This is a genomic window from Streptomyces sp. CB01580 (assembly GCF_001905795.1).
In the GTDB taxonomy this organism is placed as follows: Bacteria; Actinomycetota; Actinomycetes; order Streptomycetales; family Streptomycetaceae; genus Streptomyces.
Genome location: NZ_LIXJ01000003.1, coordinates 200,734 through 214,369, shown reverse-complemented (window position 1 = coordinate 214,369; position 13,636 = coordinate 200,734). Strand labels below are relative to the sequence as shown.

At 71.8% G+C, this 13,636-nt stretch carries 8 protein-coding genes and 2 pseudogenes; 3 read left to right on the top strand and 7 right to left on the bottom strand.

Translation table 11 applies throughout. The features are described 5' to 3' along the window. Nucleotides 1-36: 36 nt before the first annotated feature. The 5 genes from AMK22_RS06025 to AMK22_RS06005 form a co-directional block, all read right to left on the bottom strand. Nucleotides 37-1,095 (bottom strand): LacI family DNA-binding transcriptional regulator, encoded by a 1,059-nt coding sequence (locus tag AMK22_RS06025; protein ID WP_073782177.1) that lies wholly within the window; start codon nucleotides 1,093-1,095, stop codon nucleotides 37-39. After that, nucleotides 1,080-2,807: a glycoside hydrolase family 13 protein gene (locus tag AMK22_RS06020; RefSeq protein ID WP_073782176.1), complete on the bottom strand. Its 1,728-nt coding sequence runs from the start codon at nucleotides 2,805-2,807 to the stop codon at nucleotides 1,080-1,082. The genes AMK22_RS06025 and AMK22_RS06020 overlap by 16 nt, the downstream gene beginning before the upstream one ends. A gap of 80 nt (nucleotides 2,808-2,887) precedes the next feature. Then, on the bottom strand, nucleotides 2,888-3,784 hold the full coding sequence (locus tag AMK22_RS06015; RefSeq protein WP_443333277.1) for a sugar ABC transporter permease: 897 nt from the start codon (nucleotides 3,782-3,784) through the stop codon (nucleotides 2,888-2,890). Next, nucleotides 3,778-4,794 (bottom strand): carbohydrate ABC transporter permease, encoded by a 1,017-nt coding sequence (locus tag AMK22_RS06010; RefSeq protein WP_073782174.1) that lies wholly within the window; start codon nucleotides 4,792-4,794, stop codon nucleotides 3,778-3,780. Before AMK22_RS06010 ends, AMK22_RS06015 begins: the two co-directional genes overlap by 7 nt. A gap of 19 nt (nucleotides 4,795-4,813) precedes the next feature. Beyond that, nucleotides 4,814-6,088, bottom strand: a complete 1,275-nt coding sequence (locus AMK22_RS06005) for an extracellular solute-binding protein (RefSeq protein WP_073782173.1) — start codon at nucleotides 6,086-6,088, stop codon at nucleotides 4,814-4,816. A 518-nt stretch (nucleotides 6,089-6,606) separates the two neighbouring features. On the opposite strand from AMK22_RS06005, the gene AMK22_RS06000 reads away from it, so the two are divergent. The 3 genes and pseudogenes from AMK22_RS06000 to AMK22_RS05990 all read left to right on the top strand — a co-directional run. After that, nucleotides 6,607-7,680: a LacI family DNA-binding transcriptional regulator gene (locus AMK22_RS06000; RefSeq protein ID WP_073782172.1), complete on the top strand. Its 1,074-nt coding sequence runs from the start codon at nucleotides 6,607-6,609 to the stop codon at nucleotides 7,678-7,680. Between the two features lie 99 nt (nucleotides 7,681-7,779). Next, nucleotides 7,780-8,727, top strand: a complete 948-nt coding sequence (locus AMK22_RS05995; RefSeq protein ID WP_079185944.1) for a phosphatase PAP2 family protein — start codon at nucleotides 7,780-7,782, stop codon at nucleotides 8,725-8,727. A gap of 19 nt (nucleotides 8,728-8,746) precedes the next feature. Then, a pseudogene (locus tag AMK22_RS05990) lies at nucleotides 8,747-9,163 on the top strand (TetR/AcrR family transcriptional regulator C-terminal domain-containing protein); the annotation flags it as partial. 86 nt (nucleotides 9,164-9,249) lie between these two features. Here AMK22_RS05990 and AMK22_RS05985 read toward each other — a convergent pair. Both AMK22_RS05985 and AMK22_RS05980 read right to left on the bottom strand, forming a co-directional pair. Next, a complete protein-coding gene (locus AMK22_RS05985) occupies nucleotides 9,250-12,240 on the bottom strand; it encodes a bifunctional [glutamine synthetase] adenylyltransferase/[glutamine synthetase]-adenylyl-L-tyrosine phosphorylase (protein ID WP_073782171.1) in 2,991 nt (996 codons plus the stop codon). Nucleotides 12,241-12,458: 218 nt separating this feature from the next. Further along, nucleotides 12,459-13,241, bottom strand: a pseudogene (locus AMK22_RS05980) (putative protein N(5)-glutamine methyltransferase); the annotation flags it as partial. Nucleotides 13,242-13,636: the final 395 nt, after the last annotated feature.

Below are 13,636 nucleotides of genomic sequence, written 5' to 3'. Positions count from 1 at the left end.
CCCGGCCGGAACGCGGGCCGGGGCTCAGGCCGGGGCTCAGGCCGGGCCGACCGCAGCGGTCGAACCCCGTACCACCAGATCCGGCTGGAACACGTACTCCGTGCGCTGCACCGGGCTGCCGCCGATCTCCTCCAGCAGGGCGCTCACCGCCGCCCCCGCCATCGCGTGCACCGGCTGGCGCACCGTCGTCAGCGGCGGGTCGGTGAACGCGATCAGCTGCGAGTCGTCGAAGCCCACCACCGACACGTCGCGCGGCACGTGGAGCCCGCGGTCCCGGGCGGCGCGCACCACGCCGAGCGCCATCAGGTCGCTGCCGCAGACGATGCCCGTGCATCCCCGGTCGAGCAGCGCGCCCGCGGCCACCTGGCCGCCCTCGACGCTGAACAGGGTGGTGCAGACGAGGAGTTCGGCCTCGGCGCGGTCCATGCCGAGGAGGTCGGCGGCGGCCTCGACGAAGCCGTCGCGCTTGCGGCGGGCCGGTACGTAGCGCTGCGGGCCGATGGCCAGGCCGACCCTGCGGTGGCCCAGATCGGCGAGGTGGCCGACGGCCATCCGCACCGCCGCGACGTCGTCGGGCGAGACGAACGGGGCGCTGATCCGTTCGTTGTAGCCGTTGATCAGGACGAACGGGACGCCTCGGTCGACGAGCGCGGCGTAGCGGGCCGGGTCGGCCGAGAGGTCGGCGTGCAGCCCGGAGAGGAAGACGATCCCGTCGACGCCGCGTTCGACGAGCTGCTCGACGAGTTCGTCCTCGGTGGCGCCACCGGGCATCTGGGTGCAGAGCACCGGGGTGTAGCCGTGTCCGGCCAGGACCTGTTCCACGGACTGCGCGAACGCCGGGAAGATCGGGTTGGTGAGTTCGGGCGTCACCAGTCCGATCAGGCCGGCGCTGCGCTGCCGCGGCCGTGCGGGGTGTTCGTAGCCCAGGACGTCCAGCGCCGCGAGCACCCGCCGACGGGTGGTGTCCGCGACACCGGGCTTCCCGTTGAGCACCCGGCTGACGGTGGCCTCGCTGACCGCCGCCCGTCCGGCGATGTCCGAGAGTCTCGGCGCACCGCCGGTCCTGACCAGGGGGGTCGTCACACCGTCCACCACACCGTGGTGTCGGCGGGCAGGTCGATCTCGGCGCCGTCGGTGACGACCGGGGAGCTGGACAGCAGGACACTGCCGCGCACCGGGATACGGACCGGGCGGTCCGTGGTGTTGACGGTGCAGACGAAGCCGGGACGGGCGAGGATCAGCAGCCCCTCGGGGGCCTGGAGCCATTCCACCGAGGCACCGGCGCCGAGCCCGGGGTGGGCCCGGCGGGCGGCGATCGCGGCCCGGTAGAGCTCCAGGGTGGAGCCGGTGACGCCGGTCTGGGCCTCGACGCTCAGCTCGCCCCAGCCGTCGGGCTGGGGCAGCCAGCTGCCACCGCTGCCGAAGCCGTACGAGCCGCCGTCGCGGGTCCACGGGATCGGCACCCGGCAGCCGTCGCGGAAGCCGTCCTGGCCCTCCGCGCGGAAGAACGACGGGTCCTGGCGGACCTCGTCGGCCAGGTCGGTGACATCGGGCAGGCCGAGTTCCTCGCCCTGGTAGACGTAGGCGGAACCGGGCAGTGCCAGCATCAGCAGGGTGGCGGCGCGGGCCCGGCGCAGGCCGAGTTCGCGGTCGCCGGGGGTGCGGATCTGGGTTCCGAGGCCGGGCGGGTTGGCGAACCGGGTGGCGTGCCGGGTCACGTCGTGGTTGGAGAGCACCCAGGTGGCGGGGGCTCCGACGGGGCGCATGGCGGCGAGCGAGGTGTCGATGACCTCGCGCAGGGCGGCGGCGTCCCAGTCGGTGGTCAGGTACTGGAAGTTGAACGCCTGGTGCATCTCGTCGGGGCGCACGTAGTGGGCGGTGCGTTCGACGGTGGGGGTCCACGCCTCGGCGACGAGGATCCGTCCGCCCGTCGCCCACCACCGCCCTTCCGACGCAGGCCCTTCGGGCCCCTTCTTCACGGGGTACTCGTCGAGGATGGTGCGCCAGGAGCGGTAGATCTCGTGGACGCCGTCCTGGTCGAAGAACGGCATGACGTCGTTGCCGAGCAGCTTGAGCTGGTCGCGGCTGCCGATGTCGGGCAGTCCGGGGGCCTTGACGAGGCCGTGGGCGACGTCGACCCGGAAGCCGTCGACGCCCATGTCGAGCCAGAAGCGCAGGATCGAGCGGAACTCGTCGGCGACGGCCGGGTGTTCCCAGTTGAAGTCGGGCTGCTCGGGCGCGAAGAGGTGGAGGTACCAGTCGCCGGGGGTGCCGTCCGGGTTCGTGGTCCGCGTCCAGGCGGGGCCGCCGAAGACGGACTCCCAGTCGTTGGGCGGGAGTTCGCCCTGCTCACCCTTTCCGGGGCGGAAGTGGTAGCGGTCGCGCAGCGCGGAGCCGGGGCCCTCGGCGAGGGCGCGCCGGAACCAGTCGTGCCGGTCGGAGGAGTGGTTGGGCACCAGGTCCACGATGATCCGCAGGCCCAGTTCGTGGGCGTCCCGGATCAGTACATCGGCATCCAGCAGGGTGCCGAACATGGGGTCGATGGCGCGGTAGTCGGAGACGTCGTAGCCGGCGTCGGCCTGCGGGGAGGCGTAGAAGGGGCTGAGCCAGACCGCGTCGACGCCGAGGTCCTTGAGGTACGGGAGCTTGCCGCGTACGCCCGCGAGGTCGCCCATGCCGTCACCGTTGCCGTCGGCGAAGCTCCGTGGGTAGACCTGGTAGATCACCGCGTCCTGCCACCAGCCGTTCTGGTGGGCCGGAGCGTCGGCGGACGGGCCGGTGGAGGGGGCAGCGAGGTGCTGGGTCATGTCGTCCCTGGGGTGTCGGGGTGGGTGCGCCGCCGGGACCGGGTGGGGTTCCGGCGGACGCGGTGACGTGGTGCGGCCGGTCAGCCCTTGACGGCTCCGGCGGACATGCCGGTGACCAGATGGCGCTGGACGAAGAGGAAGACCAGGGCGGCGGGTATCGCGATGAGCACGGACGCGGCGGTCATCGCTCCCCACTGGGCCCCGTACTGGTTGACGAACAGCTGGAGGCCGCCGGCGAGGGTGAGGTTGTCCTCGCCGACCATGAAGGCGGAGGCGTACGCCACCTCGCCCCACGCGGTGATGAAGGAGTAGAACGCGGTGACGGCGAGGCCGGGCTTGGCGAGCGGCAGCACGAGCCGCCAGAAGGTGCCGAACGGGGTGAGGCCGTCGACCTGTCCCGACTCGTCGATCTCGCGCGGGATGGTGTCGAAGAAGCCCTTCATCATCCAGGCGCAGAACGGCACCGAGATGGTGAGGTAGGTGATGACGAGGCCGGCGGGCTGGTTCAGCAGGCCCATGCCGGACATGATGTTGTAGATCGGCACGATGAGGACGGCGACCGGGAACATCTGGGTGACCAGCAGCGTCCACATCAGTCCGCGCTTGCCGGGGAAGCGGAAGCGGCTGACGGCGTAGCCGGTGGAGGCGGAGACGATGACGCCGAGGAGCGTGGTGAGTCCCGCGATGAGCAGGGAGTTGCCGAACCAGGTGAGGAACTTCGTGTCCCGGATCAGGTTCGTGTAGTTCTCGAACGTCGTCTCTTTGAAGAAGTCGGTGGTGGTCGCGTACGCGGCCGGCTTCAGCGAGGTGAGCAGGACCCACAGCACGGGGAAGACGGCGATGACGGACGCGACGAGGAGCGTGAGGTGCAGTCCGACGGAGGCGATCGGCGCGCGCTCGCCGCGCGGCCGGGCCTTGCGGGCGGGGCGGCGTGCGGTGGTCGTCGCGGGGGCGGGGGCGGGGGCGGTGGTCACCAGTCGTCTCCCTGGGTGCGGAGGACGCGCCGGTACACGGCGGCGAAGAGCAGCAGGAGCACGAGGATCAGCACGCCCCAGGTGGAGGACTGCGCGTAGTCGCGCGGGCTGATCTCGAAGGAGAACTTGTACGCCTGGGTGACCAGGATCTGCGTGGCCTCGCCGGGTCCGCCGCGGGTCAGCAGGAAGATCACCGGGAACATGTTGAAGGTCCAGATGGTGGAGAGCAGGACCACCGTGGTGGAGACCGGCCGCAGCCCGGGAAGGGTGATGTGGCGGAAGCGCTGCCAGGCGGTGGCGCCGTCCATCTCGGCGGCCTCGTAGTGCTCGGCGGGGATCGACTGCAGCCCTCCGAGCAGGGCGACCATCATGAACGGCACGCCGAGCCAGACGTTGACGGCGATGACGGAGAGCTTCGCCCAGGCGGGGTCGTTCAGCCAGGGTATGCCGTCGAACCCGGCACCGGAGAGGATCTTGTTGAGCAGCCCGCGGTCCTCGTTGTAGAGGAACCGCCAGGCGAAGACGGAGACGAATCCGGGGATGGCCCAGGGCAGGATGAGCGCCATCCGGTACGCGGAGCGCCCGGCGATCCTGCGGTTGAGGATGTTGGCGAGGGCCAGTCCGAGGGCGAAGGTGATGGCCACGCAGGAGACCGTCCACACCAGGGTCCACCCGAGCGTGCCGAGGAACTGATCGCCCGTGAGCGCGTCGGCGTAGTTGTCCAGGCCGACGAACTCGTACGTGGCGGGCATGTGGTTGACGCCGATGGAGCGTGCGACGTTGCGTTCGTCCGCGTCGGTCATCGACAGGTAGATCCCGCGGACCAGCGGGTAGCCGATGATGACGCCGATCACGACGACGACCGGGGCGACCATGGCCCAGGCGTACCAGTGGGTCGACAGCGCCCGCCGGAGCCTGCTCGGCGGCGGAGGGTTGCCAGTGCCGCGGCTCCGGCCGCGGACGACGTCGTCGTCCGCGGCCTTCGCCACCGACTGGCCGGTGTGGACAGCCATCAGCCGGCCTGCCTTCCTGTTACTTCCAGCCCTTGAGGAGCTTGCGGTAGGAGTCGCCGGTGGTCTTCACGCCCTTCTCCGGCGTGGTCTGGCCGGTGAGGACCTTGGTGTACTCGGTGACGAGCGGCGCGAAGAGGCTGCCGGTCTCGGGGATCCAGGGCCGCTCGACGGCGGTCTCGACGACGGGCTTGAAGAAGCCGACGATCTCGTTGTCGACGACGTCCTTCATGCCGTAGGCGGAGGTGCGGGTCGGCAGGAGGCTCAGCTCCTTGGTGACCTTGGCCTGGGTCTCGGCGGAGGTCATGTACTCGACGAACGCGTAGGAGGCGTCGAGGTTCTTGGAGCCGGCGTAGACGGCCAGGTTGTGGCCGCCCTGCGGGGCACCCTGTGCAACGGAGCCGGCCGGGACCGGGGCGACGCCCAGGTTGGCCTTGTCCTTGAACTCCTTGCCGGCGTAGGTGTCGGCGACGGCCCACGGGCCATTGATGATCATGGCGACCTTGCCGTCCTTGAAGGACGCCTGCATGTTCTCCCAGCCGTCCGTGGCGTCCGTCTTGGCCGCACCGGAGTCGACGAGGTCCTTGACGACCTTCATCGCCTTGACGCCCTGGGCGTTGTCGATGGTGACGGTGTTGTTCCCGGCGTCCACCATGTCGCCGCCCTCGCCGTACAGGAAGGACAGGAACCAGTACGCGTCGTCACCGCGCAGGTACATGCCCGTCTTGCCGGTCTTGTCCTTGATCTTCTCGGCGACGCTCTTGAGTTCGTCGACGGTCTTGGGGACCTCGACCCCGGCCTCCTTGAAGATCTTCTTGTTGTAGAAGATGCCCATGGAGTCGATGACCTGCGGCACCGCGTACGTCTTGTCCTTGTACTTCGTGGACGCGGCGGCCTGCTTCAGGAAGTCGTCCGGCTTCTTCAGCGCGGAGGTGCCGTCGAGCGGGGCGAGGTAGCCGAGGTCGGCGAACTCGGGCGTCCAGGCGACCTCGGAGCGGATGACGTCGGGGGCACCGGAGCCGGACTGGGCCGCGTTCTTGAACTTGTTCTGCGCCTCGCCGAAGGGCACGTTGACGTAGTTGACGCGGACCTTCGGGTGTTCCTTGGTGAAGTCCTCGGCGAGCTTCTTGAAGACCTTGTCCTCGCTGCCCGCGGTGGAGGTGTCCCACCACGTCACCGTGCCGGACAGCTCGCCCGAGCCCTTGCTCGTGCCGCCGTTCTCGTCATCGCTGCCGCAGGCGGTCGCCGCGAGCGCCAGGGCCGCGACCAGGGCGGTGGCCGTTATGCCACGTCGCATCTGAACTCCTTCAACTGCCGTACCGCTCCGTCGCGGCGCCGGGTCGACGTGGAACGTAACAAGGATGAAAGAGGACCGAAAGAGTTTGCAGGATATTTCTGCAAAGGCCAACGATCGTTACATTCGCGTGTCCTCACGGTTGCCGTCAAACCTCTTGACGAGGAGCGGAAAACCTTGCAGAGGCGGCCCAGCGCACGCGATCGCAACCGTTCGGCGGCCCGACCGGGTGCCGGACGGGGGATCGCAAGCCCTTGCAAGATCTTTCTGCCGTGCCGGCCGGAACGGACACGTCCGGCAGGCCGGACAGCCTGCGGGCGCGGCGCCAGACGTCGTGCGGGCGGGGCGCCGGACGTCATGCGGGCGGGGCGCCGGACGTCATGCGGGCGGGGCGCCCTCGTATCGCCGGAGCACGGGGGCGGGGGCGGCCCGCGCGGGTCCCCCGGGGTCCGGCCGGGCGCGAGTGTCCAACTCCGGCCGATGGTGGGCAATCCGACATACGCCCGGTACAGTCCACTTCCATGACCGCACGGCTTGCCGATATCGCAACTCAGGCGGGGGTCAGCGAAGCGACGGTCAGCCGCGTGCTGAACGGCAAGCCCGGTGTTGCGGCGGCCACCCGCGAATCCGTTCTGGCCGCGCTCGACGTCCTCGGCTACGAACGCCCCGTGCGGCTGCGCAGGCGCAGCGCGGGACTGGTCGGGCTGATCACGCCCGAGCTGGAGAACCCCATCTTCCCGGCGCTGGCCCAGATCATCGGCCAGGCGTTGACCCGGCAGGGCTACACCCCGGTGCTGGCGACCCAGACCCCGGGCGGTTCCACCGAGGACGAGCTGACCGAGATGCTCGTCGAACGCGGGGTGTCCGGCATCATCTTCGTCTCCGGGCTGCACGCGGACACCTCGGCCGACATGCGGCGCTACGAGCAACTGCGCGCCAAGGGCGTCCCGTTCGTCCTGGTCAACGGCTTCTCCCCCGAGGTGCGGGCACCGTTCATCTCACCGGACGACCGGGCGGCGATGCGGCTCGCGGTGACGCATCTGGTGTCGCTGGGGCATCAGCGGATCGGTCTGGCCGTCGGCCCGAAGCGGTTCGTGCCGGTGCTGCGCAAGATCGAGGGCTTCCGTGCCGTCATGCGGGAACAGCTGGAGGCCGGGCCCGACGAGACGGAGGAGCTGATCCAGCACTCGCTGTTCACGCTGGAGGGCGGGCAGGCCGCCGCGTCGGCGCTGATCGAGCGCGGGTGCACGGCGGTGGTGTGCGCGAGCGACATGATGGCGCTCGGCGCGATCCGCGCCGCCCGTCGGCTGTCGCTGGAGGTGCCGCGCGATCTGTCGGTGGTCGGCTTCGACGACTCGCCGCTCATAGCGTTCACCGATCCGCCGCTGACCACGATCCGTCAGCCGGTGACGGCGATGGGCCAGGCCGCCGTACGCACGCTCCTGGAGGAGATCGGCGGCACACCGGCCCCGCACAGCGAGTTCGTCTTCATGCCCGAGCTGGTGGTCCGCGGCTCGACGGCGGCGGGTCCCGGACCGGCCCCCTCCGCGACGCCGTCCGCCGGGGCCCTGCCGGCGGCGCCCGACCGCCCCTGATCCCGCTTCGCCCACGCCCGTCGCCCCCGGCAGGGGAGCGTCTCCCCACCGATGGGAAGATGATCGGGTGGGGAAACATTTCTGGCAGACTCTGTGCCTATGGGTGAATCGCGCGTGACATCGCAGGAGGCCCGACCGGATGCCACCCCGTCACCCACCGTGGGCGGGGCGGCCCGCACCGTGAACGCGGAGCGGGACACCGAGCGGCAGGAGTCCGGCCAGGCAGAGCCACGTCCCCTGTACACGCGTACCCGGCGCCGGATGGCACTCGTGCGGGCACGCTCCCCGCGCCGTCCGCGCCTCTGGTTCGAAGTGCTGCTGATCGCGGTCAGTTACTGGGTCTACTCCCTGGTGCGCAACGCCGTTCCGGAGCAGAAGACCCAGGCGCTGCGCAACGCCGACTGGATCTGGTCGGTCGAGAAGCACCTGGGGATCGCCGTCGAGCAGACCGTCAACCACGCGGTGAACTCCGTGACATGGCTGATCGTGTCGATGAACTACTACTACGCGACCCTGCACTTCGTCGTGACCCTCGGCGTCCTGGTGTGGCTGTTCCGCCGTCACCCGGGCCGTTACGCGGCGGCCAGGCTGACTCTGTTCGCGACCACGGCCGTGGCGCTGCTGGGCTACTACCTGTTCCCGCTGGCGCCGCCCCGCCTCATGACGGGTGGCCACTTCATCGACACCGTCCTGGTCCACCACACCTGGGGTTCGATGGCCTCGGGCAACTTCAAGAACATGTCGAACCAGTACGCGGCCATGCCCTCGATGCACATCGGCTGGTCGCTCTGGTGCGGCCTGACCGTCTTCGCGCTCGTCTCCGCGCCCTGGGCCCGCATCCTGGGGCTGCTGTACCCGACGGCCACCCTGGTCGTGATCGTGGCGACCGCCAACCACTTCTGGCTGGACGCGCTGGGCGGTCTGCTGTGCCTGACCTTCGGCTTCGCGGTCTCGTACGTCTGGTACGGGTCGCTGCCGCACCGCCTCCCCCGGGCGGTGCGGGCCGCGGCCGGGGTGCCCCGGCCGGCGTTCCCGCCCGCGGCCTGAACGCCGGGCCCGCCCGGAGCCGTGGGACGCGGCACTGACGGCCTGGGCCCTCTCCTGCCGCGCCGCGTTCGCTGCCCACTCGCGCGCGATCCCGCTGCTGACGACGTCACCCGTGCGCGCGCCGAAGGTCCTGGAGCAGTACGAGCACGCGGTACGGCTGCTGACGGGCGTCGGGTTCGCCACGGCCGAGGTGATGGCGGTGATCACCGCCCTGGAGAACCTGGTGCTGGGTTCGGCCCTGGACCTGGCGGCGCCCGAGGCGATGTGGGAGCTGCCCGACGAGAGCGCGACGCCCCGCCTCGCCCGGGCGCTGGAGGCGGTGGGACCCGGCCGGGCGGACGCGGCGTTCGAGCTGGCTCTGGAGGCGTTCATCGGACACTGCCGCGCGCTGCTGGCCGCGGGCCGGTCCGCGGCGGCCCCGTCCCACGCCCCGTAGCACGGCCCCACCGCACGGCCCGCGGAGCCGCCCCTGCGACGGCGGACGGCATCCGCGGGCGTCGCCGGGAGGGGCGCGGGGCCGCCTCACGCCCCGTAGAAGCGCTCCTCCATCACCGCGCGCGCCCGGCGGGTGATCCTGCGGTAGTCGTCCAGCATGTCCCCGACATGGCCCGGCTCGTACCCCAGGTAGCGTCCCACCGCGGTGAGTTCGCGCGGGCCGGAGGGGAACGTGTCGCCCGGCCGGCCGCGCACCAGCATCACCGCGTTGCGGACCCGCGTCGCCAGCACCCATGCCTCGTCCAGCGTCTGCGCGTCCTCGGTCGGGATCAGCCCGGCGGCGCACGAGGCGGCCAGCGCCTCGCGCGTCCGCGTCGTCCGCAGCCCCGGTTCCGACCAGCCGTGCTGCATCTGCATCAGCTGGACGGTCCACTCGACGTCGCTCAGCCCGCCGCGCCCCAGCTTGGTGTGGAGCGTCGGGTCCGCGCCGCGCGGCAGCCGCTCGGACTCCATCCGGGCCTTCAGGCGGCGGATCTCCCGGACCGCGTCCTCCCCCAGCCCCTCCATCGGATAGCGCAGCGGATCGATCAACTCGATGAAGTCGCGGCCCAGTTGTTCGTCGCCGGCCACCGGCAGGGCCCGCAGCAGCGCCTGGCTCTCCCAGACCAGCGACCAGCGCCGGTAGTAGGCCCCGTACGACCCGAGCGTGCGCACCAGCGGGCCGTTCCTGCCCTCCGGGCGCAGATCCGCGTCGATGAGCAACGGCGGGTCGGCGGTGGGGAGCTGGAGGAGCCTGCGCATCTCGGCGACCACCGTGTTCGCGGCGCGTGCCGCCTCCTGCTCGTCGACGCCCTCGCGCGGCGCGTGGACGAACAGCACGTCGGCGTCGGAGCCGTAGCCGAGTTCGTGCCCGCCGAACCGGCCCATGCCGATGACCGCGAACCGGGTGGGCAGGGTGTCCCCCCACTGTTCGCGCACGGCGGCGCGCAGGGCGCCCGCGATCGTGACGGCGGTCAGATCGGTGACCGCGTCGCCGACCCGGTCGACGAGGGCGCCGGGATCCTCCTCGGCGGGGCGCTCCTCCGTCCCGTAGGAGCTGATGAGGTCCGCGGCGGTGGTACGGAACAGCTCGCGCCGCCGCACCCCGCGCACCGCGGCGACGGCCGACTCGGCGCCGTCCGCCCGCCCCACGGCGGCCAGCACCTCCTGCTCCAGGTGCGCCCGCCCGCGCGGCCGCAGGCCCTGCGGGTCGCCGAGGATCGCCACCGCCTCCGGCGCCCGCAGCAGCAGGTCCGGGGCGAGCCGGCCGGCCGAGAGCACCCGGGCGAGGTTCTCCGCCGCCGCGCCCTCGTCCCGCAGCAGCCGCAGGTACCACGGGGTCTTGCCCAGGGCGTCGGACACCTTGCGGAAGCCGAGCAGACCGGCGTCGGGGTCGGCGGAGTCCGCGAACCAGCCGAGCAGCACCGGCAGCAGGGTGCGCTGGATGGCGGCCTTGCGGGACACCCCGGAGGACAGCGCCTCCAGATGCCGCAGCGCGGCGGCCGGGTCGGCGTACCCGAGGGCCACGAGCCGGTGCCGGGCCGCCTCGGGGCTGAGCCGGGACTCGCCGGGGGCGAGCTGGGCGACGGCGTCGAGCAGCGGCCGGTAGAAGAGTTTCTCGTGCAGCCGTCGCACCACGGAGGTGTGGCGCCGCCACGTCTGGTTGAGCTCGGTGATGGGGTCCGTGCGCATCCCGAGGGAGCGTCCGAGCCGCCGCAGGTCCGGTTCGTCCTCCGGGACCAGATGGGTGCGGCGCAGCCGGTAGAGCTGGACGCGGTGCTCCATGACACGCAGGAAGCGGTACGCGTCGTCGAGCTGCGCGGCGTCCACCCGGCCCACGTAGCCGCCCGCGGCGAGCGCCCGCAGGGCCTCCAGGGTCGTGCCGCTGCGCAGGGCGGAGTCGCTGCGGCCGTGCACCAGCTGGAGCAGCTGCACGGCGAACTCGACGTCCCGCAGCCCGCCGGGGCCGAGCTTGATCTCGCGGTCGACGCGGTCGGCGGGGATGTTGTCGACGACGCGACGGCGCATGCTCTGCACGTCGGCGACGAAGTTCTCGCGCTCCGACGCCTGCCACACGAGCGGGGAGACGGCCTCGACGTACTCCGCACCCAGCTCGGGGTCCCCGGCCACCGGCCGGGCCTTCAGGAGCGCCTGGAACTCCCAGGTCTTGGCCCAGCGCTGGTAGTACGCGAGGTGCGAGGACAGGGTCCGTACGAGGGGCCCGTTGCGGCCCTCGGGCCGGAGGTTGGCGTCGACGGGCCAGATGGTGCCCTCGACGGTCGTGTCGGAGCAGATCCGCATCATGTGCGCGGCCAGCCGGGTGGCGGCCGGCACCGCCACGCCCTCGTCGACGCCGTCGGCCGGTTCCGCGACGAAGATGACGTCGACGTCGGAGACGTAGTTCAGCTCGTGCCCGCCGCACTTGCCCATGGCGATGACGGCAAGCCGGCACCGGGCGTCGTCCTCGGGCGCGGCCGTACGGGCGATGGCGAGCGCGGCCCGCAGCGTCGCCGTGGCCAGGTCGGCCAGCTCGGCGGCCGTCTCGGTGACGTCCGTCGTCCCGCACACGTCGCGCGCCGCGATGGCCAGCAGGCACCGGCGGTAGGCGACGCGCAGCGAGTCGGGGTCGTCGGCCCCGGCCAGCTCCCGCTCGAACTCGGCGATCCCGGGGTGCAGATCGGTGGCCTCGTACGTGACGAGCGCGTGCCAGTCGCGCGGATGGCGGACCAGATGGTCGCCGAGCGCCTCGGACGCGCCGAGGACCCCGAGCAGCCGGTCCCGCAACGGCTTGGCGGTGACGAGGGTGTCCAGCAGGGCCTGCCGCTCCTCCCCGTCCTGGGCCTCCACCAGTCGGGCCATCCCGCGCAGCGCGAGGTCCGGGTCGGCGGTGGCGCCGAGGGCGTCGAGGAGCACCGGATCGGTGCGCACGGACGACAGCGCGGGCAGGTCGAGGTGACGCTCGGCGACGGAGGGATCGGTGAATCCGTGCCGCAGCAGTCGGGTGAACGTGCTGCTTCTGCGCCCCGGCGCCGTCGTCATTTCCGTGCTCTCCTGCTCGCCGCCCATACACGATCCAGCGTTCCGAGCCTAACGACCTCGTCCACGATTGGCAGTGGGAGAAGGAGCGGTGTCCGGGACCTCCGCATCCAAGGCGGAAGAGGGAGTCGGATGGGGTCTCCCCTGCTCGAAAGCAGCTGAGAGCTCGGGGAAGGAGCGTCGGCAACCGACGACAACGCCGGAGGCGCGGCAGGGGCGCCCGGCCGGGTCGCGATGACGACGGTGGCGCACAGCTCGTCGCGGGTGACCACGCGCGGGACCAGACCGGCGCGGGCGACGGTCTCCTCGGCCCGGGGCACCTGCCGCTCGCTCGTCTCGACCAGGAGGTGCCCGCCGGGGGCGAGCCAGCGCGGGGCCTCGGCGGCGACGCGCCGCAGCACGTCCAGGCCGTCGGCGCCCCCGTCGAGCGCCACGCGTGGTTCGTGGAGACGGGCTTCGGCGGGGAGCAGTTCGACGTCGTCCGTCGGTACGTACGGCACGTTGGCGAGCAGGATCCCCACCCGGCCGCGCAGGGTGCCGGGGAGCGGTTCGAAGAGGTCGCCCTCGTGGACCCGTCCCGCGTCGCCGATGTTGCGGCGGGCGCAGCGCACGGCGGCGGGTTCGACATCGGCCGCGTGCAGTTCGATCCCGTCCATGGCCGCGGCAAGCGCCGCGCCGAGCGCGCCCGACCCGCAGCAGAGGTCGACGACGACCGCCCCGGGCGCGGCGAGTGCGACCGCCTGTTCGACCAGGAACTCGGTGCGGCGGCGGGGGACGAAGACCCCCGGGTCCACGTCGATCCGCAGGCCGCCGAACTCGGCCCAGCCGAGGACGTGTTCCAGGGGCAGCCCGGCGGCCCGTCGTTCGACCATCGCGGCGAGCCCGGCGTGGTCGGTGGCCGCGGAGACGAGCAGATCCGCCTCGTCCTCGGCGAATACGCAGCCGGCGGCGCGGAGTGTGGTGACGATGGAGGAGACGACGTGCGACGAAACGTGAACCGACATGCGGCGGGGCCTTTCGGGGAAGCCGATGGGCGCTCCGCGGCCGATTATGTCGGGTCGGCCACGCGGTCGTGCGAGGTGAGCACCCGGTCTGACACAGCGTTGATGGGTCTCACCTCCTTGGTCGGTCCCGTACGGGGAGGCGTCACACTACCCCACCAGCGGCGCCTGACGATGCCCTTCGCCCGGTTCACTGTCCGGCGAAGAGTATGACGCTACGTCAGTTCCCTTCCACCGAATGCCTGCTACCGGTCCATGTGGCCATGGCGGCCCTCATCGGCTCGGGGGTGAACCACCTGCCCGCCCCGCTGACCGAGAAGGTGCCGCGAACGGCCTCGGGCCGAGGGTGCGACACCCGTCGGCCCGAGGGCCGCGTACAGACGCTGCGACTGCGCCGA

Bases quoted from the DNA above. Each gene is read 5' to 3' on its own strand.
- AMK22_RS06020 (WP_073782176.1), bottom strand. From the start codon at position 2,807: ATGACCCAGCACCTCGCTGCCCCCTCCACCGGCCCGTCCGCCGACGCT.
- AMK22_RS06010 (WP_073782174.1), bottom strand. From the start codon at position 4,794: ATGGCTGTCCACACCGGCCAGTCGGTGGCGAAGGCCGCGGACGACGAC.
- AMK22_RS06005 (WP_073782173.1), bottom strand. From the start codon at position 6,088: ATGCGACGTGGCATAACGGCCACCGCCCTGGTCGCGGCCCTGGCGCTC.
- AMK22_RS06000 (WP_073782172.1), top strand. From the start codon at position 6,607: ATGACCGCACGGCTTGCCGATATCGCAACTCAGGCGGGGGTCAGCGAA.
- AMK22_RS05995 (WP_079185944.1), top strand. From the start codon at position 7,780: ATGGGTGAATCGCGCGTGACATCGCAGGAGGCCCGACCGGATGCCACC.
- AMK22_RS05985 (WP_073782171.1), bottom strand. From the start codon at position 12,240: ATGACGACGGCGCCGGGGCGCAGAAGCAGCACGTTCACCCGACTGCTG.